This is a genomic window from Pirellulales bacterium (genome assembly GCA_035499655.1).
Taxonomy (GTDB): Bacteria; Planctomycetota; Planctomycetia; order Pirellulales; family JADZDJ01; genus DATJYL01.
Genome location: DATJYL010000053.1, coordinates 1 through 21,952, shown reverse-complemented (window position 1 = coordinate 21,952; position 21,952 = coordinate 1). Strand labels below are relative to the sequence as shown.

The following is a 21,952-nucleotide window of genomic DNA, read 5'->3' as shown; positions in this document are numbered from 1 at the left end:
AATGCCGGCGACCGATCCAACGTCGTCGCAAACCGGTCTGCCGGCGCAAGCTCCCGCCGCCGCTTCCACGGCCGTGGCCAGCGCGCTGGATCAAGGACACACGCTGGAATCGCAAAGCCGTTGGGGCGAAGCCTACGCTCTGTACGAAGATACGGCCCGCTTGAATTACGGGCAGCCGATGCCGGAGCTCAATCAACGCTTAGACGTCGCTAAAATTCATTTCGATATCAGCCGTCGCTATGCCGATGCCTCGTTCCGCCGCAGCGCATCGACCATGAGCGATGCTGACTCGCTGGAAGTATTCACCGATGCAGCCACGAAGCTGCAGGCCCATTACGTGCAAGAGCCCGATTGGGCCTCGCTGGTCAACCGTGGCGCCCACGATTTGGGAATCGCTCTGACCGATCCCAACTTCCTGGAAAACAATCAGTTGCAGTCCAGCGCTGACCGCGTCGATGTGTTCCTCCGCGATTTGCGCCGCGAGCAAGCTCAACATCCGGTGCATTCGCTCAACGACGCACGTAACGCGGCCTGGGCCGCCGCGCAACAGGCGCAGCTTCAATTACAATTGCGGCCCAGCGTCACGCTGCTGGAATACACCGCCGCCATGATGGGCGGCCTGGATGAGTTCAGCGCGTTTCTGACCAGCGGCCAATTGAACGACTTGTATTCGCAAATCGAAGGCAACTTTGTCGGCCTGGGGGTCGAACTGAAAGCCGCCGACAATACCTTGCTCATCGTGAATGTTATTCACAATAGCCCGGCGGAACGGGCCGGCATTAAAGGGGGCGATAAAATCGTCAGCGTCGCCGGTCGCTCCACTTCCGATTTAACGACCGACAAAGCCGCCGACTTGCTCCAAGGCCCGGAGGGCTCCACCGTCGATTTGGCCGTGGTGACCGGCAACGATCCGCCCCGGCAACTAACCATCCAACGGGCCCATGTCGACGTGCCCAGCGTCGACGATGTTAAAATCGTCGATCAAGACTCCGGCATCGGTTATTTCAAACTGACGTGCTTCCAAAAAACGACGAGCCACGATGTCGACAACGCTCTGTGGCAATTGCAGCGCGAAGGCATGCGTTCGCTCATTATCGATCTGCGCGGCAACCCCGGCGGCCTGTTGACCGCGGCCGTGGAAGTGGCCAATAAGTTCGTGAACCAGGGGAGCATTGTAAGCACCCGTGGCCGCAGCCCCGGCGAAGATTACAACTATACGGCTCAAGGGAATGCCACGTGGCGGCTTCCCTTGGTCGTGCTGATCGACGGTGATAGCGCCAGTGCCGCCGAAATCCTGAGCGGAGCGCTTCGCGATTATCATCGGGCCACCATCGTGGGCACCCGCAGCTACGGCAAAGGCTCGGTGCAGGGCATCTTCCCGTTGGCGGTCGGCGGCGGCGGGGTGCGGCTTACCACGGCCAAGTTTTATTCGCCCCTGGGCAAACCGTTTAGTCACATCGGGGTCGAACCGGACCTAGGCTACGAGGTGCATACCGCTGCCAAGCCGGTCGATGGCCACATTACTCTCCCCGTCAGCACGGACACGCAGGACGATCCGTTCGTAAGCGCCGGCATGCGAGCCGCCCGCAGCCAATTGGCCCAACGGTAAGCGGTTCCCGACTTTATCCGACGCCGGTCGAACAAGCGTTATCCAAGCCCACGGTTGCTAACCGTGGGCTTTTTTATGGATTCCCCCCTGCGGAGCGGGTAGTGGGCCAATTTGAACATAGCCCGACTGTGTCAGTCGGGAAAAGCGGCGGTCGGAATTTCAAATTGTCCCACCACCGCGGAGCGAAAATAGTAGCCAAGCCGACTGAAACAGGCTATGCTGTAGGTTCAAATTCGCAGGCGGCGGACGCTTTATCTTGGTTACTTGTGTCGGGGGGACCGCACGTATAGCCCACCATTGGGAAGGAGCAACGGCCATGTCGGAATATTCTCGTCGTCAATTTTTACACGATTCGCTTTTGGCCGCCGCTGCGGCGGCCGCCACAGGACCAGTCAGCCGGCTGCTGGCCGAGGAAAGCACTTCGACTTCGATTACCGAAAAAGGTCCGAACGAAAAATTGCGATTCGTGATTTGCGGCGTCAACGGCCAAGGCCAATCGCACATCAAAAATTTATTGGATGAAGCGAACATCGGGCAAGCCGACATCGTCGCCATTTGCGACGTCGATGAAAGCGTCGGCAACAAGCGCTGCGACGAAATTGCCAAGAAAACCGGCGGACAGCGCCCCAAATATTACCGCGACTGCCGTGAGGCGTTCGACAATAAAGATATCGACTGCGTGTCCGCAGCCGTGCCAAACCACTGGCATGCATTACTGGCCATTTGGGCCATGCAAGCCGGCAAGGACATCTACACCGAAAAGCCGGCCGCCTACAACATTGCCGAAGGGCAGCGGATGATCGAGACGGCCCGAAAGCATAATCGGATTTGCCAAATCGGCACGCAAAGCCGATCGATGACCGGCACGATTGACGCCATCAATTTTATCAAGGCCGGAAAAATTGGCGACGTCAATTTGGCGCGCGGCATTTGCTATAAAGACCGCAAATCGATCGGCCCGGCCGGCCAGTACGACGTGCCCAGCAGCATCGACTACAATCTGTGGACTGGCCCCGCGCCGTATCATGAAAAATCGCGATATGATACGCCTGACAAGGGGCCCGTGCATTACAACTGGCATTGGTTTTGGGATTACGGCAACGGCGACATGGGCAACCAGGGCATCCATGAAATGGATGTGGCCCGGTGGGGCTTAGGCGTCAATGAATTGGCCAAGGGCGTTATTGCTTATGGCGGCCGGTTTGGGTATATCGACGCCGGTGAAACGCCCAACACCATTAACGTGGTGTTGGATTACGGCCCGAAAACGCTGGTATTCGAAACACGTGGTTTGTCGACTAAGGCCAAGCTCAAGCCTTTGAAAGGCGTGGATATTGGCATCATTTTCGAAGGCACCGATGGCTATGTGGCTATGACCAGCTATACCAACGGCACGGCGTTCGACAAAAATGGCAAAGAAATCAAGAGCTTCAGCGGTGGAAGTTATCCACAGCACCACGCCAACTTTATCCAGGCTGTACACAGCCGCAACAAGGACGAATTGCACTGCGACGTCGAGGAAGGCGTGCGGAGCGCCTGCCTGGTACACATGGGTAATATCAGTTACCGGTTGGGCGAAAAAGTGGCCAAGGATGAAATCATCAATCGGTTGAAGGCCGTGAAAATGAGCGACGATGCCCAAGATACGCTAAACCGTGCCATCGAGCATTTGGAAAGCAACGGCGTGACGATTGACGACAACACCATGTTCCAATGTGGCGATTTCCTCAAGTTTAATCCTCAGGCGTTTGCCTTTATCGATAACGAGAAAGCCAACGCCATGCGGTCACGGGAATACCGCAATCCGTTTGTCGTGCCTCCCGCCGGGCAAGTATAAGCCGGTGTGGAGTTACCGGCGGGTACATCGTACCGATTTCTCAAGCCCACGGGTTGCAACCCATGGGCTTTTTTGTTTTTGTCACGGCAGACGATAATGTGGCACTTATGCCGCCTGTGCTTGACATTCTGTTTGAGGACGACCATTGCCTGGTGGTCAACAAACCCTCCGGCTTATCGACGCAAGCGCCGCGCGGCATCGATTCGCTGGAGTTGCAAGTGCGCGCCGCGTTGCAAGCGCGGGTGAATGCCGACATGCTTTATTGGCAGTGTGATCCCACCGGTCGCGCGCCGGGGGTTTACTTGGGGTTGCCGCATCGTCTGGACCGGCCGGTTTCGGGCGTCATCGTACTGGCGAAAACAAAAAAGGGGGCGCGCAAAATTTCCAAGCAATTCGAACGCCGACAAGTCCGCAAATTCTACTGGGCGATGGTGGAAGGAGCGGTGGAACCGCCCGCCGGCACATGGGCCGATTGGCTCCGCAAAATTCCCGGCCAAGCCCAGGTGGAAGTCGTCGACGAAAATCATCCCCAAGCGCAACAGGCCGTTTTGCATTACCGCACGCTGGGCCACACTGCCCACGGTTCGTGGTTGGAAATTGAGTTGGAAACCGGCCGCATGCATCAGATACGAGTGCAAACTTCCACCCGGGGGCATCCGGTGTTGGGCGATACTCAATACGGCAGCCGAATTGCGTTTGGACCACAAGTCGAAGACTTACGGCTCCGCGCCATTGCCTTGCATGCCCGGCAACTGTCGTTCGTGCAAACTGCCACGCGGGAGCAAATCACGTTCATGGCCCCGGTGGGCGCCGCCTGGCGCGAACTGGGTATAGGCGTGGCAGGCGACTAACAAACGATTACAATCGATTCGTTCGTCAATCCGCAAACAGAGAGTCTGCCATGTCGCAACACACTGCCCCAAACATCGAAGGCATCTTTGTGCCGAACATGGCGCCACTGGACGAGGCCGGCGAAATCGACGAAGCGGAGCTGCGGCGCTATGCCGATTGGCTTATCGACCACGGCGCCCACGGCCTGTATCCGAACGGTTCGACCGGTGAATTTACCCGTTTTACGCCCGACGAGCGGCGGCGCATCGTCCACATCGTGTGCCAGCAAGCGCGCGGCAAAGCGCTGGTGCTGGCCGGCGCCGCCGAGACCAACGTCCGCGAAACGTTGAGGGCTTGCGAAACTTATTTGGGGTATGGCGCCCGGGCTGTGGCCATCGTCGCCCCATATTACTACAAGCTGGGGCCGGAATCAGTATTCGCCTATTTCCGCGAAATTGCACGCCATACTCCAATAGATGTCACGCTGTATAACATCCCTCTGTTTGCCAGTCCGATCGACGTGACCACCTTGCAGCGGTTGGCGGAATTCCCGCGGGTTATCGGCATCAAAGATTCATCGGGCGATATGGCCGGCATGTTGCGGATGATGGCCGCCGTGCAGCCGGCGCGCCCCGATTTTGTGTTTTTGTCAGGCTGGGAAGCGGCGCTGGCGCCCATGTTGATGATGGGGTGCCAAGGCGGAACGAATGCCACCAGCGGTGTGGCGCCGGAAATCACGCGGAAGATTTACGACTTGGTGAAGGAAGGCCGGTTTGCCGAAGCTCGTGCGCTGCAACTGCGGCTGCTGGAACTGTTCGATGCGCTGGTGAATGCGGCCGATTTCCCGGAAGGCTTTCGCATCGGCGTGCAATTGCGGGGCATCCATATCGGCCGCAGTCGGCAACCGCTTAGCGAGCGGCAACAGCACGAGCGACCGGAACTCGAACGGAAAATATCCCGCTTGCTTACAGAATTCGGACTGCACGGCCCCAATGCCAGCCCGCAATAGAATTCAAAAATGCTAGGGTCTCGCGACCTGCGAACCCATTGCAAGCCATCCAGCAACCCTTAGGCCTAATATCCCCGTACGGGGTCATAAGTGCGAGCGCTGGGGTCGGCGTTGGGGGCAGCATGGGTGGGCCTGGGCAGACGCAGATCGAAATGCTGAATGGTCGGCAGCGAATTCGTCGGAATATAGCTCCCCAATCCGCGCAGCGAATCACTATCTTCGGCGGAACCCAACGATCCCATGGGCGGGGTCGGCATATGGGGTGATTCTAACGGTCCCATCGGCATCGACGAAGCGCCTGATCCCAAGGGACCGTACATGACATGGTTTTCGCTTCCCGGACCAATCGACGAAATGGGATCTCTGAGTTCACGAGGCGACGGGGAGCTGTCGGAACTGCCGCCATCGGAAGACGCCGTGTTGCTTGCCAGGCTGGGAGCATACGAAGTTCGCGTAGTGGGCGTGCTGAGTGAACGGCCGCGTTCGACCAGGGTTCCATAATCGTACTTGGCGAGTCCAGGATTTCTGGTTGGAGTCAGACCTGAATTTCCCCGTGCCGCTGCTGCGGCGCCTTGGGGAATGCCCGTCGTTGCGCCCGCCGACTTGGTTCCTTCGGAACCGTTACCGGCCAGATTGTGATCCGACCCCGGCGTGCTGCCGGGTTGATTGCTGCCGGGGGTGCTGTCGGCTGGGTGTGATGAATCATTGTCAGGCGTGGATTGGGCATCGCCACCGCCTGGCAGGAATGGATTACGGAATAAGTCGTTGCCGATATTAATGCGGAATAAGGGAGGTAATTGGTAATTTGTTGTTGCATCCGATTTGCCGCCTGCAGAGTCTTTCGCGTCAGCTTTCGAGCCACGGTCAAAGCCGGCGGAAGTGCGTCGCGAAGAATCGTCGATGGCAGAGTCACCGCCGTTGGCACTGGTTTTCGAGCGTTGCCCATCGCGGCCCAAGGTGTTGGAACTGTGCGCAGCTTTTCGCTCCCCGTGCAAAACATCCTGCACATCAATCAGCGAAGGCTTGGCCGGCTGGAAGTTGGTGTGCGGTTGCGGCGCGGTAAAATCCGGGCTGGAATAGGAGGTTTTGTTTTTCTTATTCGAATCGTCCTTGTTGCCGCTTCCCGAGCCGCCCCCCGTTCCTCGGCCCGCGCCGTTACCGCCGCTTGGATTGGGATTACCGCCGGCCCCGCCGGCACCGGGATACAACAACATGCGCGGCGAAGATTGGTTGCCGGAGGAAGACGGGTTTGGATTGGAACCGTTGCCAAAATTCGGGTTGCCAAAATTCTTGTTGCCGGACGAGGCATTGCCTGGATAAGCATTGCCGGAATACACATTGTTGGACGAGGTTCCACTTCCCGGCTGGATGAGGCTGGGACCCTTGAATCGCGCCGAGGATTGGTCGCTGTTACTATTCTGACTTGCGTCGTTGGTCTTGTCTTGCAAATTTGCTTGCAGTCGATCGCCGCTGTCGAACCGTGGACCGCTGGCATTGCTTCCACTTCCATTGCTCATGCCCGACGAATTGTTCCCAAAGCGATTACCGAGCGAATAATTATTGCCTGTCGTGCTGTTGAGCGCTGCACCGCCCGCTTGCGGGCTGCCTGACGATCCGCGCTGTGCGTTGCCCGAAAGCTGCATGTTCGAAGCCGCGGCGGTGGGGAGCTTGAATTTCGACGTCGCCGTGCCGGTTCCCGTTTCACTACTGCCGGCGCCGCTCGGATTTGAGTTTGTGCCGTTCATGCCATTGCGTGACATGTTCCAATTATTTCCCCCGGAACCGGGCGTGCCCATGCCAGCGCCGCCCGACGAATTTGTATTCCGTTCGACGTTCAACCTCTGCTGGGCGGATTGTTGCAGTTCGTTTCCTTTGAGGGCCAAAGCCTGGCGATCGGCCATCGAAACGGCATGGAATTGAAAGTCGGATCTCGACGGATCTTTGGCGACTTCCCGCAGCGGCGCAGCCAACGCCATATTGCCTGCTCGTGCATTGGGATTATTTTTGAGCCATTGCTGCTGAGCGGCAAAGGTATGGGGCGGACGCAGCGCCGCGTCTGTGCGCAGCAGATCATAGTGCTGCTGAGTGTGAACCAACCAATTCCGATCAGCCAGCGAATTGTGCCAGTTGTAATACGTAAATAGCGGATCGAAACGGGGCCGGCCTCCAATGGTCAGCGAAAACCACGGGGCAAAGCCGATACTGGCGTACTGCGGTCCAAAATAATCGCCAAAATAATACGCCCCAAACGCCGGTCGCACAAACAAACAATCGCTGAACAATCCCACGTTAAACACCACGCCGGGTGTGTAGGCAAACGCCGGCTGCATATACACCGGCTGCGCGAAGTAAACCGGCGCAAACAGGCAGCCGCGGCGAGCTAATTCGTAATCCCAATAACCGTCGACAAATACGTAACCGCCCGGCGTCCAACAATAATGGGCCGGCATCCAAACCCAATTCGGCCGGCATACCGTCCAATAACCCGGCTGCCATTCATAGTTCGTATTTTGATAGACCCACGTGCCGGGAATCCAAAACTGGTTTTCCCCCGGTTGCGGGCTGGAGGGTCCATTTTCCAACGATTCTGGCGGAGCAGGCAGATACGACACTTCCTGTTTGGCCGTGGCAGTCCACAATCCCGCAGTCCATTGGAAGCCGCCATCCACTTCGCTCCAATAACCGGGCACCCACGTTTGTCCCGGGGGCGCGGCACGCCACACCCCACTAACCCAAATAAAATCTTGGCGATCGTCAGCCCACGCCCAGTAGCCGGGAATCCAGACGATGTTGTCGCCGTCGGGTTGTTGCGCCGGAGGAATTTCCTTGATTGGGTCCGGCGGATGTTTCTTGACGATTGGCCCGGGCTGAGGGTTCAGCTCCATCGGCTTGGCAAATGCCTCGTGAACGGGCCCTTGGGTCAGGACTTCCGCTCCGGCGGCAGGGCTGGAGGCAGCTTTGTTCTCCTCGGTCGGGACTGGCAAAGGAGGCGTTAGCGCGGGGTTTGTCATTTCTCCCGGTGCTGGGGCCGCAGAATCATCGGCCGCCGCCGCTACTGCCAACCAGCCTTGGCAGTAAACGTTCCCGCCCAAGCCGCACGAAAAAGCTAAAACCCCGATGACAGGCGCCATCGCCATCAAAGCCCAGGGGAAGCGCCGCCTCATGGCAAAAACTCCTTGGCAAGAATGTTGTCTTTCCGATGACAAACCGTTGCGCATCTGATTGCACTGCGGGAACATCTTGGAAATCTCCCCTTCCCACTGCACCCGGCATGCCGAAGTGGTATTCTCTGTTTCCCTAACTGTTTATTATACGAATTCTCGCGGCTTTCAGAACGCACGTTTGCCCGAATTGTTTCGTTTTTGCAACATTTTGATGCCTAAACGGGCAGGTAATTGACGCAGGATAGGGCGGACATTTTTCGGACGATTGGCTCCTGGAGCCTGTTAAACCCGAATTCCAGGCATGACCTTTTTACAAACGCATTCGCATAGGACACCGCCATGCTTACCGTCGTTTTGCTGATTTGCTCCAACACGTTCATGACCATCGCCTGGTACGGGCATTTGAAATTCAAAACCGCCCCGGTGTTTGCGGCGATTTTGATCAGTTGGTCGATTGCCTTCTTCGAGTATTGCTTTCAAGTGCCAGCCAACCGATACGGTTACGCCGATTCGCACGAGGGGGTTAGCGTGGCCGATCCAAATGCCGACCCAGCGTCAACTTCGTGGTGGCAGCGCGTGTGGAATGCCAAATTTAGCAGTCCACAATTGAAGATCATCCAAGAGGCCATCACCATTACCGCGTTCGTTCTGTTCAACGCCCTGTATTTGAAAGACGCCATTCGTCTCACCGATTGGGGAGCATTCATGCTGATTTTTTTAGCTGTCGTGGTGATGATGGCGCCCCGCTGGGCCGAAGCCAAACCCCCGGAACTTCACGCTGGGGTTTCACCGCCCAGTCAAACATCTTCGCCTCAGCAGCCAGCCGACGTAGCAATCGATCACGGCGCCAACAGCAGCCGGCCGGGAGATTCCAGATAGCCGATCACTTCATTCAAAAAGCGGCTGGCGGCCGCGCCGTCGACCAGCCGATGATCGTAGGACAAGCTCAACGGCATCGTCAGCCGCGGCTCAATTTTATCGTCTGCCGTCACGACGGGCACTTTCCGCGAGCGGCCCGCTAAAAGAATGGCCACCTGGGGATGATTGATAATCGGCGTGGAATATTGCCCGCCGACCGCGCCCAAATTGCTGATGGTAAAAGTTCCGCCGCGCAAATCGTCCAGGGATTGCTGGCCGTGGCGAACTTTTTCAGCCAGGGCTTGAATGCCCTGAGCAATTTGCGGGATCGAAAGGGCATCGACACCGCGCAACACCGGCACAATCAGGCCGCGTTCGGTATCCACCGCCACGCCCAAATTCACGTACTGCTTGTAAATAATCTCGCCCGTTTCCATATCCAGCGAAGCATTCAGCGTAGGATGTTGCTTCAACGCCATGGAGACGGCTTTGAGCACAAACGCCAGGGACGTGAGCTTGATGCCAGAGTGCGAGTAGGCGGCAGCGCTTTCTTTCCGCAGCCGCTCCAGTTCGGTAATGTCGGCGTCATCGAAGTTCGTCAGATGCGGAATGGTCGTGGCCGAGCGGACCATGTTTTCCGCAATGGTTTTGCGGATTTTGCTCATCGTCTCGCGGCGGACAATGCCGTAGTTGTCGCGCTCCGCCGGGCCGGTGCTGGGCGAAGCGGCCCTGCCCGACGTGGCGGCCACTTCGTTGGCGTGCCGCACGGCGTTAATCACGTCTTCCCGCGTGATGCGGCCGTCGGGACCGGTGCCGTGAACACGGTCCAGGTCCACGCCCAATTCTCGCGCCAAACGGCGCACCGCCGGACCCGCCGGCGCGGTCGTGGACGAATGGCCGGCGTGATCATCCGCCTCATCCTCGGCCGATGCCGCCGCTACATTTACAGCTTGATTGCCCGAATTGGTCGGCGGAGCCGCGGATGGCGCGGCCACACCTTGCACTGCCGCGGAAGAACGGCCATTGCCGTCAGATTCCCGCGCTGTTTGCGGGGGTGCCGATGGTTTTGCTGGAGTGGAAGCGGTGGGTTTTGGAGCCGGAGCCTTGACTGGTGCAGCTTTAGTCGGTGCAGCCGGCGGCTTGGCCGCCGCGGGGGGAGCTTTTGAAATTGCCGCCGTGCCTTTGGCTGGTGCGGTTGGACCTTTTGCCGCCGCGCCTGCGCCCGGTGCAGCGGCTTCCAGCGACAGAATCACTTGCCCCGGCTTCACCGTTTGGCCCTTGGCAACGTGAATCTTCGTCACCTTCCCCGCGGCATCGCAGGGAACGGAAATCACCGCTTTGTCGGTCTCGATTTCGATGACATCTTGCTGGGCTTTGACGACATCGCCTTCGCCCACAAGCACGGAAACAATATCGCCCGATTCGATGTTTTCGCCCAAGTCGGGCAGCTTAAAGTCGGCCATTGGCGATAGCAGGAGTCAAAGTTCAAGGTTTAATAATGTCAGACAGGGACAAATCCGCTTGCAGTTTAGCAGCTTCACGCAAACAGCGGATCCATTTTCTCCGGGTTAATGCCCCACTGCTCAATGGCTGCCGCCACTCGGGATCGGTCTATTTTGCCTAATTCTGCCAGCCGGTACAGGGCGGCCACGGCAATGCATTGGGCATCCACTTCGAAGTGCCGCCGCAAGTTCGCTCGGGTTTCGCTGCGACCGAAACCGTCTGTCCCCAGGGCGAACAAGCCGCCTGGAATCCAGGGATCGATTTGCTCGGCCACTGCCCGCACGTTGTCCGAGGCGGCGATAAACGGCCCCTGTAAGCCGCCAACCAGGTGCTCGATGTAACTTACCTTAGGGCGTTGATTCGGGTGCAGCATGTTCCAGCGACGGCAGGCATGGGCCTGCTTGCGGAGTTCTTTGTAACTGGTGACACTCCACACCGTGCTGCCAATGCCAAACTTTTCGGCCAGCAGTTTTTGGGCGTGCAACACGCTCCGCAAAATGGCGCCGCTTCCCAACAGTTGCACGTGCGGTTTGTCGCCGCCCGATTTGCCTTCGGGCGCTTCCACGGTGCTCAGCTTGTACATGCCCCGGATAATGCCGTCTTCGATTTCACCCGGTTTGGAGCCCGCGGGCATGGCCGGCATTTCATAATTTTCGTTGTGAATCGTGATGTAATAAATGCCATCTTCGCCATCCTGAAACATCCGCTTCATGCCGTCGAGAATGATGACCGTGCTTTCATACACAAACGCCGGGTCGTAAGCCCGCACCGTCGGATAAGCGATGGCAAATAAATGGCTGTTGCCGTCCTGGTGTTGCAAGCCCTCGCCGTTTAGCGTGGTCCGTCCGGCCGTGCCGCCGAACATGAAGCCGCGGGCCCGCATGTCGCCGGCCGCCCAAATCAAGTCGCCGATGCGCTGGAAGCCGAACATCGAGTAGTAAATGAACATCGGAATCATCGGCACGCCGTGAGCGGAATAGGCCGTACCGGCGGCAATGAACGACGACATCGAGCCGGCTTCGGTAATTCCCTCTTCCAAAATTTGCCCGTCGACGGCTTCGCGATAATAGAGCATCTGATCCATGTCGACCGGCTCGTACAATTGCCCGGCATGGGCGTAAATGCCGCATTGGCGGAACAGCGGATCCATGCCGAACGTGCGCGATTCGTCAGGCACAATGGGCACGATGTACTTGCCGATTTTTTTGTCTTTCAAGAGTGCCGCCATCAGCGTAACCACGCCTGTGGTGGTGGAAACTTCCCGGCCCACGCTCTTTTCGATGAACGGTCGATATTCCTCCAACGGCGGCGTTTGCAATGTGGGCGACTTCGTGGGCCGCGTGGGTAAATAACCGCCTAAGGCTTGCCGCCGGGCGTGCAAGTATTTCATTTCCGGCGTATCGGGCGCGGGTTTGTAAAACGGCGCTTTCGCCACTTCGTCGTCCGAAATGGGAATGCCGAAGCGCGAGCGGAACTCGCGCAGCTCCTGCTCATTAACCTTCTTCACCTGATGGGTAATGTTGCGTCCTTCGCCGGCTTCGCCCAAGCCATAGCCTTTAATAGTTTTGGCCAAAATGACCGTCGGCTTTCCGGTGGTTTCAACCGCGGCTTTGAAGGCGGCAAAAACTTTTTCCGGGTCGTGGCCACCGCGGCGAAGTTTGGCCAGTTTTTCGTCCGAAATATTTTCCACCAGCTTGGCCAACTCCGGGTACTTGCCGAAAAAGTGCTTGCGAATGTAACTGCCTGGCGCGACCACGTATTTTTGAAACTCGCCGTCGACCACTTCCCCCATGCGCTTAATCAGCAGGCCGCTTTCGTCCTTTTCCAACAGCGCGTCCCAATCATCTCCCCACACCACCTTAATCACGTTCCAGCCAGCGCCGCGGAAGATGGCTTCCAACTCCTGAATGATTTTTCCGTTGCCGCGCACGGGGCCGTCCAACCGTTGCAAGTTGCAATTCACGACGAAAATCAGGTTGTCCAAATTTTCCCGCGAGGCCAGCGTTAAAGCGCCCAGTGTTTCCGGTTCGTCGCTTTCGCCGTCGCCGACAAAACACCACACTTTTTGATTGGTCGTGTCTTTAATCCCCCGGTCTTCCAGATATTTATTGAACCGCGCTTGATAGATCGCCATGATGGGGCCCAAGCCCATCGACACCGTCGGATATTCCCAAAAACTGGGCATCAACCACGGGTGCGGATAGCTCGACAGGCCCCCTTCGGGCTGCAACTCTTGGCGAAAGTTCGTGAGCTGATCTTCCGTCAGCCGGCCCTCCAAATAGGCCCGCGCGTAAATACCCGGCGCCGCATGCCCCTGAATGTAAACCTGATCGCCGGAGAAATTTTCGCCGCGCCCTTTGAAGAAGTGATTGAATGCCACCTCGTACAACGTGGCCGCCGATGCATACGTCGAAATGTGTCCGCCAATGCCGTCGTGCTCTCGATTGGCCCGCACCACCATGGCCATGGCGTTCCAGCGGATAATGCTTTTAATGCGCCGCTCGATTTCACGGTTGCCCGGATACGGCGGCTGCCGATCGACAGGAATCGTGTTCACGTACGGCGTGGTCGCGCTGAAGGGCAGCTCCACCCCCGCCTGATGGGCCGTTTCGTTCAGCTTGGCCAACAGAAAGTTAACGCGCTCTGGGCCTTTGCTTTCCAATACGTATCGGAGTGAGTCGAGCCATTCGACGGTTTCCGGCGGATCGGAATCTACAGTGCTGGAGGGCTGATTGGTGTCGGGCGATTCAGAAGCGACTTCCTCCGTCGGCCGCGCAACCTCTCCTTCGGTTTCGTCAACCGAATTCGCGGCGTCCTGGGTTACTTCGTCCAACAGATCATCAGTTCCTTGGTCTGCCGCGCCGTTCTCGGCCGCGCCGTTGCCGGCAACGCCGTGAGCGGCTGAGTTCGATCGGGTTTTTCCTTGGGCCATAAGCCAATGCTTCCTAGTTGAACGCTCAGCGTACCCACTCCACCCTATCTCCCTCATTATCTAGCACTTAGGGCGATTCGTAAAGGGCGCTGGGGGCACGCTGTTTGCAACTGCGACCGGTTCCATCACGTTCCCTGGGAATTGTACCCCGCCGCTCACTTTCCGGCAGCTTACTTTTCCACAGCTTTTGGGCGGTAGATTTCCGTGGCCACGCCCAAAAACGCTTCGCTGGCAAACGCGACGGTCTCGCTAAGCGTCGGATGCGGATGGATCGATTCGGCCACATCGCGGGCGGAGCATCCCATTTCGATGGCCAGCACACCCTCGGCCACCAACTCGCCGGCCCCAGCGCCCACAATTCCCACGCCCAGCAGGCGCTCCGATTCCGGATCGATGAGAAATTTCGTCAGCCCCTCGGCGCGACCCAGCGATACCGCCCGGCCGCTGGCAGCCCACGGATAACGCACCACTTCGATTTGCCGCCCCTCGCGCTTGGCTTGCTCCTCAGTTAAGCCGGCCCAGGCAATTTCCGGATCGGTAAAGACGACGGCCGGTATGGCGCGCGGCTCGAAAACCGCCGGCTCGCCGTGGAGGCTTTCCACCGCCACTTTGCCCTGATGGGCCGCTTTGTGCGCGAGCATGGGTTCGCCCGCCACATCGCCGATGGCCAGAATTTGCGGATCGTCGGTGCGCTGCGACAAATCGGTCAAGGCGAAGCCCCGTTTATCGAGTTTGACCTTGGTGTTTTCCAAGCCGATGCCGTCGCTATTCGGCCTCCGGCCCACGGAAACCAGCACGCGGCTGAAAGTCTCTGTGCGTTCGTTGCTGCCGTCGGCATTTTGCAGCTTGACTTCAATCGCATCTTTTTTGTCCGTCAGCCCCACCACTTTTGTGCTCAGCAAAATCGATTTAAACAGCTTTTCCACGTGGCCGTGCAATGGGCGAACCAAATCCCGATCGGCCCCCGGCAGCAGGCCATCGGTCAACTCGACCACCGTCACTTTCGATCCCAACTCGGCATACACCGTCCCCATTTCCAGTCCAATGTAACCGCCGCCTACAACCAATAGCGACTCGGGCACGTCGGCCAATTCCAATGCTCCGGTCGAATCCATCACCCGCGGGGTCGGCAAATCGAAAATCGGAATTTTAATAGGGCGCGAACCGGTCGCTAAAATGCAATGATCGTACGTCAGCTCTTCGGTATGTCCCGGCTGATCGGTGCGCTCCAACCGCAACGTAGTCGAGTTTTCGAACCAGCCGCGCGCTTGAATCACTTGCACCTTGCGGCGCTTCGCCAGTTGCGCAAGGCCGCCCGTCAGCGTTTGGATCACTTTGTCCTTGCGGGCCCGGAGCGCGTCAATGTTGATTTTTGGCCGCGAAAATTCGACGCCCCACTCGGCCATTTCCTGGGCTTCATCAATCACTTTCGAAACGTGCAGCAAGGCCTTCGATGGAATGCATCCGCGCAGCAGGCACACGCCGCCCAGCCGCGGTTCGCGCTCCACCAATGTGACCTGCATTCCCAGGTCGGCCGCCAAAAAAGCCGCTGCATAACCGCCCGGTCCGCCCCCTAAAACGACAACTTCAGAATGCATAAAACAGGTTCGACGAAAGTTGAAATTCGAATGCCGAAAATATGACCCCGCACCCCTCAGCCGCGTTCGCGCGGTCAGGCGAACGTAAGGGTACGGATTGCGAACCAATTAGTGTCCTGACTAACGCCTGTATCGTCAAGGATGGCCGGATCATGGTAGTGGGCCAATTTGAACATAGCCCGACTGTGTCAGTCGGGAAAAGCGGCTGTCGGAATTTCAAACTGACCTACCACCCGGATCACAGTGCCTGGTGGGAATACTTTCGTAATTCAAATCGGGCCGATGAAATTCAGACCTGCTTTGTGTATCCTGATAAATTCCGCATTTTACAAGGTTTCTTCCGCCTGCATCACATGGTCGACAACGCGCCGGTTAAAACGCTGCAATTCAAAGGCCTCACGATCGAAGGCTATTCCCGCGCCGCCGTCCAAACCTATTGGCGAATTCCGGAATTGAAGCTCGGTTTCGATCTCGGCCTGCAACCCTGGACGTTCATGGGCACCGACACCTGGTTTGTATCGCATTGCCATCTCGATCACGTGGCCGCCCTGCCCGTTTACGTGGCCCGCCGCCGCCTGATGAAAATGTCGCCACCCACCATTTACTTGCCCGAATATGCCATTGAACCCGTCGAGCGCATTCTGAGGTCGTTCACCCGGCTCGATGGCGGCCGCATGCCTTGCCAATTGGTGCCCACCAAACCCGGCGACGAAATCGAGCTTTCGCGCGAACACGTTGTAACGGTGTCGGCCACCGAACATCGCGTGCCGTCGTTGGGTTTTGTGGTCTGGGATCGGCGGCGAAAGTTGAAGCCGCAATATCAGCAACTCAGCGGCGAACAAATTCGAGACCTGCGAATGAGCGGCGCCGACGTGACTGACGAAGTCCGCGTGCCCCTGCTGGCTTACGTGGGCGATAGCGCGCCTGCGGGCTTGGACCGCTGTCCGGCCATGTACGAAGCCCGCGTGTTGATTACCGAACTGACGTTTATCGCCCCGTCGCACCGCAAAGAAAAAATCCACAAATTTGGCCACATCCACCTGGACGACATCATCGAGCGTCGCGAAAAATTTCATAATGAGTTGATCATCGCGTCGCATTTCAGCGCCAGGTACACGGCCGAACGCATTCGCCGCATGGTCCAGCGCAAAATTCCCGACATGTTCCAGGGGCGACTTTATCTATGGGCTTAAAGATGAGTAGCCAGCCGTCAGACTTCGGCGAGCTCGGTCGAGCCGCGGTCAGTGATCCATTAGCCCCCGGCTCCGCCGCCGAGCGAACGCAAAAACAGATTGATCGAAAGATCCAACCGCCCCGTTCCGCTTACATTCACGTCCCCTTTTGCCGGCATCGGTGTGGATATTGTAATTTCACACTCCTGGCTGGCCGCGGCGATTTAATCGAACCGTTCCTTGCCGCCCTGGAAATAGAATTGAGTTGGTTGGGACAGCCGCACGAGGTCGACACTTTGTTTTTGGGCGGCGGCACACCCACGCATTTACGCGGCCAGCCATTGCGGCGGCTGTTGGAAATTGTGATGCGCTGGCATCCGCTGGCCAACCGCAACCGGGCCCGCAATGGCGGACAGAACGCGGAATTCAGCGTCGAAGCCAATCCGGCTGATCTGGATGCGGAAACAATCGCCATGCTCGCCGATTACGGCGTCACGCGGATCAGTCTCGGGGCCCAATCGTTTCATTCCGAAAAGCTGCGGCTGTTGGAGCGCGATCATCAACCCGGTGACATCGCAAAAGCAGTGCAACTCGCGCGAAACCGTGGCTTGGATGTATCGCTCGATCTCATGTTCGGCGCGCCCGGCGAAACGCTAGCAGCTTGGCAAAGCGATTTGCATGCGGCGCTGCAACTTGCGCCAGATCACATTTCCACCTACGGCTTAACTTTCGAGCGCGGCACAGCGTTCTGGAGCCGTTTGCAACGGGGCGCACTGGCGAAAGTCGACGAGGAAACCGAGCGGCAAATGTACGCCGACGCCATCGACCGCTTAACCGCCGCGGGCTTCGAGCATTACGAAGTTTCTAATTTCGCCCGGCCCGGCAAGCGCTGCCGCCACAACGAGGTGTACTGGACCGGCGGCGAGTATTTCGCCGCAGGGCCGGGTGCAGCCCGGCATGTGGCCGGCGTGCGGGAGACAAATCATAAAAGCGTTACGAAGTGGCTACGGTGCATGGAAACAGGCCAATCGCCCGTGGCGGAGCGCGAATACCTGCCGCCGGAAGACAAAGCGCGCGAGTTGCTGGTCTTCGGCCTGCGGCGCTTGGAAGGCGTCAGGCGCGATTGGTTCTTTGCTCGCACGGGCCACGAAATTGATGCGCTGGTCGGCAAACCGCTCGGCCGCTTCGTTGCCGCCGGCCTGCTAACCGACGACGGCTGTCGAATTCAACTCACCCGCGCAGGGCTGTTCGTCAGCGATTCGCTCTGGCCGGAATTCCTACAAAAATGACGAATGCCGAATGTCTAAAGAATGACGAAGCCCAAATGCCCAATTCAACACGATTTGAGCCCCATCATTTGCGCTATTTAGACATTCGTCATTAGGCATTCACCATTTCCTACAAGTGGCTTTCCAGCAGCAGCCGCATTTTGCGCATTTCGCCGACATGGTCGACATCGTCCATCGGAGTAATGTGGACGCACAAAGCCCGATTGTAGTGCGCCAAGCTCAGTTGTGTAATCAGGCGGCTGTATTCAATTTCCCCTTGCCCAATGCGGACCTGCATCTTGTCTTTCGTCGTGTCCCGCAAATGTGTGTGCACTACGTGCTTGAACACGTTGTTATATTGATCGCCTTTGTGCGGTCCGCAAATAAACGGGCTGGGGTCGAGCGTAATGCCCAGGCCTTTCACTTGCTGGCACAACACGACCGCGGTGTTGGGGTCCTGCGAAATACGCCCTTCCTGCGTCAGCACGCCCAGCACGACGCCGTCCTGAATGGCAATCGCGGCCAGTTCGCGCAGCCGTTCAATTTCCGCATTGAACGGCGTTCCCAATTCACCGCTGCGAACGGTAATGGTCACCACCTTGGTCGCTTTCGCCAACTTGCAACAGGCTGCGAACTGGCGATAGTAATTTTCGCCCGGGTCCGGATCGACCGCAAATGCCACCGGCGTTAGTCGCTGCGTATTGCGGCACTGGGCAATGGCCCGATCTAAATCGGCCAGGACGTCCGCCGGCCGTAGGCCGGGGCCCTCGGCGTGAATGCCAATTTCCACACGGTTGAATTCTAAATCGACTAACCGGCTCAGTGCCTCATCGAGCGGCACGCCGGGGAAGCAATCTGTCGAGGCGGCTACAAACACTCCGTTTCTCCTTACTGCTGACAGGCACTATCCGTAGCTTGTCTTTGAGATGCCCGTAGCTTACCGTCCCCGCCCGCTTCATGGCAACACCGGCCCAGCGGATTGAACGCCGCGAGAAAGAACGGCAGAACGTCACTTAAGCCGTTTCTGCATGCCTCCAACAGCCACCGCCCGGTTCACAGTAGTGGCGTGCCTAACTGGCCGAGATGTTGTCGGTAATGCTCGCCGAGTTATTGTCTGGCACAGGGTCGTAACTGCCGTAAGCGCTGAATGTGGTAACCATGGGGCCAGAAAATGTCGGATCGACCTGGGCCGTAATAATGAACGTTTCACTCGCGCCCGACGGCAAAGGACTGTATATCCAATAGCCTGAGATCAAAATATTCGGGTACGGCGAATACGCCGGATCGCCTTGAGCATCAAGAAGCTGAAAAGTATAAGTGCCCGGCACCAAGCTGGCGGAAACGTCCACTGAAGTCACTTCACTTGGCCCGTTGTTGGTTACGACCATCGTATAAACAACGCTGCCCCCTGCGGCGGCGGATCCCGTTGCCCCCGTGATGCTGGAGGCGCCTGCATCGTCGGTAACGGCCACGCTGATGTCGCTTTGCTCGTTGATCACAATCTGATCGTAGGCAACATTGTCATAGTTGATCATGTCGGTGAAGGTTGACGGCGGCGTAATCATGGCCGCGTCCCCCAGGTCGTTGCCGCCCGGTGCGTTTGCCGGGGCGCTGGTAGTCACGAGGTAGGTAATTGATCCGCCCGCCGGAATATTGACAATGTCGTTGATGTTGCCGCTTCCGCTGGCCGTGAAGCCTGACGTGCCGGCTGTGCCCGTAGCCGTAAATTGATCGCTCGACGTTTCACTCCGCTGAATGTGGAGATTGCCGTTCACCGTGTAGGCCCCGCCGATGTAAACCGTGTTCATCACCTGCGCGGCGTTGACATTTTGCGTGCCCGTGTTGCTGACGGTAACGGTGTAAGTGATCGAATCGCCGCCGGCTGTGGCGCTTGCGGCATCGGTCGATACCGTGACTCGCAAATCGTTAGGCTCGACAATGCTGCGCGTGCTTGTCGAAGTATTATTGCTCAGGTTGGTGTCGCTCAGGGGGAAAGTATCGCCGATGGTCGCCGTGTTCGTTAAATCGCCCGAGGCTTCCAAATCCACTTGGGCGGTCACGTGATAAGTAATCGTGGCGCCCGGCGGCAAATTCACTTCGTCATTGATATTTCCACTTCCGCTGCTTGTGCTTCCCGAAGTGCGCGTGCTTTCTCCGGGAAATCCGTCAAAGCTGGCGCCGCCCGTCAAATCGGCGGTGTAGGTGTCGCTGTCGATGCCCACTGGGAAAACATCAGCAACTGACACGTTTGCCGCCGTGCTGGGGCCCGTGTTGCTTACGACGATGGTGTAAGTGGTGGGCAAGCCGGCGTAAACCGTGTCGGTATCGTCGGTCTGAGTAATGGCCAAATCGGTTACCGAAGTCAGCGGGGTGGTTTCCGTCGCGTTGTTATTACCCAGATTGGGGTCCGCCACTGTGTTTGGCGGGGTTACGGTGGCGGTGTCCGACAACAAGTTGCCGTACGGACCGATATTCGCCGCAACTGTGTAAACAATGCTGGCGCCCGAAGGCAGATTGACGAAGTCGTCAATATCGCCCGTGCCGGAGGTAAAGCCCGTCGCGCCGCCGGTGCCAATCGCCGTATACGAATCGCTAGTTATTCCGGAAAGATACGGCAAATATCCGCCGCCTCCACCAATGGTAATCGAACCGCTGCTGCCGGTATTGACCGTGGTGCCGCCGCTGAACGTTGTTGTCCCCGAGCCAAATGTCGCCGAGTTGATCACGGGCGCAGGGGTCATGGCGGCCGGAGAAGCGACCGCCGCATTGCTCGAAGCAACCGCCACATTGTTCGATGCAGCCGCATTGTTGAGCGTCAAGGTTCCGCCATCGAGGATCGTTGTACCTCCCCCCAAATTCAAATCGAATGGACCCGTCAATGATCCGTTGTTGTCGATGATGCCGGTAATCGGACCCGAATTTGACGACCCCGAAAAATCCAATGTTCCCCCATAGACGATGATTCCCCCGCCCCCCGGATTCGTCGGCGAATTGCTAAGGATTAGTGGTCCAGATAATCCGGCCGGGAAATGGTCCACCACTTCTGCCCCAACCACATCCGTCGGTCCGTTGTTGGTGACGGTGATGGTGTAGGTAATGCCGGTGCCCGCCACCGCCGAAGTCACGCCGTCATCAACCGACACCGCCAAATCCGCCGGCGGCGCAATAATGTCGCTGTCCGTCGCCGAGTTATCACTGGGATTGATGTCCGTAACGCCGTCGGGCGGAGCGATCGAGACGGTGTTGCTTAACGTTCCGCTGGCCGTCGGCGAGATGACCGCGGTCAAAGTGTAGTAGACCTCTTGTCCGTACTCGCCTCCCGTAAAACCCAAGCTCGTGTCGGAAAAAGTATCGCCCCCGTGTCCCTGCGCTGTAAAACCGTTTGACCCAGTCACCGTAAAACTGGCGATGGAACTAGGCACCGTGTCGGATAGAACCGCATGTTGGTACGCGCTTGGGCCGCCCAGCACCGCGCTGATCGTATAGGCTACCGCATTTCCCGGCGAAGCGGCGGGAACTCCGTCGCCTATCGAAACGCTTAAGTCAGCTTCCCGGTTCAGCGGGTGCGAATCGATGGCGGTGTTGTCGGCCGGATTGGTGTCAACCGTAAACGGCGGCGGAGTCACCGTTGCCGTATTGACAAACATCCCGCTGCCATTCGGGCCGGCATCGCCGGTAATCTCGTACTCAATCGAAGAGCCCGGCGCCATGGTCACCGTGTCTTCCAGCGAGTTGCCGGTGAATCCATAACCAAACTCATACGGGTAAACCAACTGGCTTTGCGCCCCGTCCGATGGGAAAGCTCTGAAGCCGTAATCATCAAAGGACGATGGAAAAATATCGGAAACTTTCGCGCCATGAACGGTAGTCGATCCGTTGTTCGTGACCGTTACGTAGTATTCCAGCCAGGAACCCAAGTCACCTGGGATGAGCGTGGCATTGCCAGTGTCGCCCATCGTGATGGAAAGATCGGTTAATTGGTACGGCGTGGCATCGACATTCACCCGGCCGCTGCCCCAACTGTACAGTTTGTCGAGCACTAATCCGCCGGTAATGCCTAGCGCAGCGCTGCCGCCAATGTTGAGATTATGATTTCCCAGCAAATACAGCGCTGCTTTGGGCCCATAGACCTGACCGGTCAAATTCACCGTGCCGCCGGCAAACACCAACT

The 21,952-nt window shown here is 57.8% G+C and carries 13 protein-coding genes; 7 read left to right on the top strand and 6 right to left on the bottom strand.

Going from position 1 to position 21,952, the window contains the following annotated elements; translation table 11 throughout:
- The 4 genes from VMJ32_03570 to VMJ32_03555 all read left to right on the top strand — a co-directional run.
- Nucleotides 1-1,609 (top strand): S41 family peptidase (locus VMJ32_03570; protein ID HTQ38078.1); only part of this gene is annotated, 1,609 nt, incomplete at its 5' end.
- Between the two features lie 316 nt (nt 1,610-1,925).
- Nucleotides 1,926-3,446, top strand: a complete 1,521-nt coding sequence (locus tag VMJ32_03565) for a Gfo/Idh/MocA family oxidoreductase (GenBank protein ID HTQ38077.1) — start codon at nt 1,926-1,928, stop codon at nt 3,444-3,446.
- Between the two features lie 62 nt (nt 3,447-3,508).
- Nucleotides 3,509-4,297, top strand: coding sequence for an RluA family pseudouridine synthase (locus VMJ32_03560; protein HTQ38076.1), 789 nt, complete (start codon nt 3,509-3,511; stop codon nt 4,295-4,297).
- Nucleotides 4,298-4,347: 50 nt separating this feature from the next.
- Complete coding sequence (locus VMJ32_03555; protein HTQ38075.1) at nt 4,348-5,286, top strand: dihydrodipicolinate synthase family protein; 939 nt, start codon at nt 4,348-4,350, stop codon at nt 5,284-5,286.
- Nucleotides 5,287-5,351: 65 nt separating this feature from the next.
- Here the strand turns inward: VMJ32_03555 and VMJ32_03550 are convergent, their stop codons facing one another.
- Nucleotides 5,352-8,450, bottom strand: a complete 3,099-nt coding sequence (locus tag VMJ32_03550) for a YXWGXW repeat-containing protein (protein HTQ38074.1) — start codon at nt 8,448-8,450, stop codon at nt 5,352-5,354.
- Between the two features lie 339 nt (nt 8,451-8,789).
- Between VMJ32_03550 and VMJ32_03545 the strand changes: the two genes are divergently transcribed.
- Entirely contained in the window at nt 8,790-9,329 is a 540-nt protein-coding gene (locus VMJ32_03545) for a DMT family protein (protein ID HTQ38073.1), read from the top strand.
- Here the strand turns inward: VMJ32_03545 and VMJ32_03540 are convergent.
- From VMJ32_03540 to lpdA, 3 genes are all read right to left on the bottom strand, one after another.
- Entirely contained in the window at nt 9,290-10,771 is a 1,482-nt protein-coding gene (locus VMJ32_03540) for a 2-oxo acid dehydrogenase subunit E2 (protein ID HTQ38072.1), read from the bottom strand. The two genes, VMJ32_03545 and VMJ32_03540, sit on opposite strands and share 40 nt — an antisense overlap.
- Nucleotides 10,772-10,845: 74 nt before the next feature.
- Complete coding sequence (gene aceE / locus VMJ32_03535; protein ID HTQ38071.1) at nt 10,846-13,743, bottom strand: pyruvate dehydrogenase (acetyl-transferring), homodimeric type; 2,898 nt, start codon at nt 13,741-13,743, stop codon at nt 10,846-10,848.
- Nucleotides 13,744-13,913: 170 nt separating this feature from the next.
- On the bottom strand, nt 13,914-15,341 hold the full coding sequence (gene lpdA / locus VMJ32_03530) for a dihydrolipoyl dehydrogenase (GenBank protein HTQ38070.1): 1,428 nt from the start codon (nt 15,339-15,341) through the stop codon (nt 13,914-13,916).
- A gap of 152 nt (nt 15,342-15,493) precedes the next feature.
- Between lpdA and VMJ32_03525 the strand changes: the two genes are divergently transcribed.
- Both VMJ32_03525 and hemW read left to right on the top strand, forming a co-directional pair.
- Nucleotides 15,494-16,534, top strand: a complete 1,041-nt coding sequence (locus VMJ32_03525) for a metal-dependent hydrolase (protein ID HTQ38069.1) — start codon at nt 15,494-15,496, stop codon at nt 16,532-16,534.
- A complete protein-coding gene (gene hemW, locus VMJ32_03520; protein ID HTQ38068.1) occupies nt 16,525-17,802 on the top strand; it encodes a radical SAM family heme chaperone HemW in 1,278 nt (425 codons plus the stop codon). Before VMJ32_03525 ends, hemW begins: the two co-directional genes overlap by 10 nt.
- Before the next feature lie 109 nt (nt 17,803-17,911).
- Here the strand turns inward: hemW and VMJ32_03515 are convergent, their stop codons facing one another.
- Nucleotides 17,912-18,658, bottom strand: coding sequence for a sugar phosphate isomerase/epimerase (locus VMJ32_03515; GenBank protein ID HTQ38067.1), 747 nt, complete (start codon nt 18,656-18,658; stop codon nt 17,912-17,914).
- 193 nt (nt 18,659-18,851) lie between these two features.
- A partial coding sequence (locus VMJ32_03510) for a hypothetical protein (protein ID HTQ38066.1) occupies nt 18,852-21,952 on the bottom strand: 3,101 nt, incomplete at its 5' end.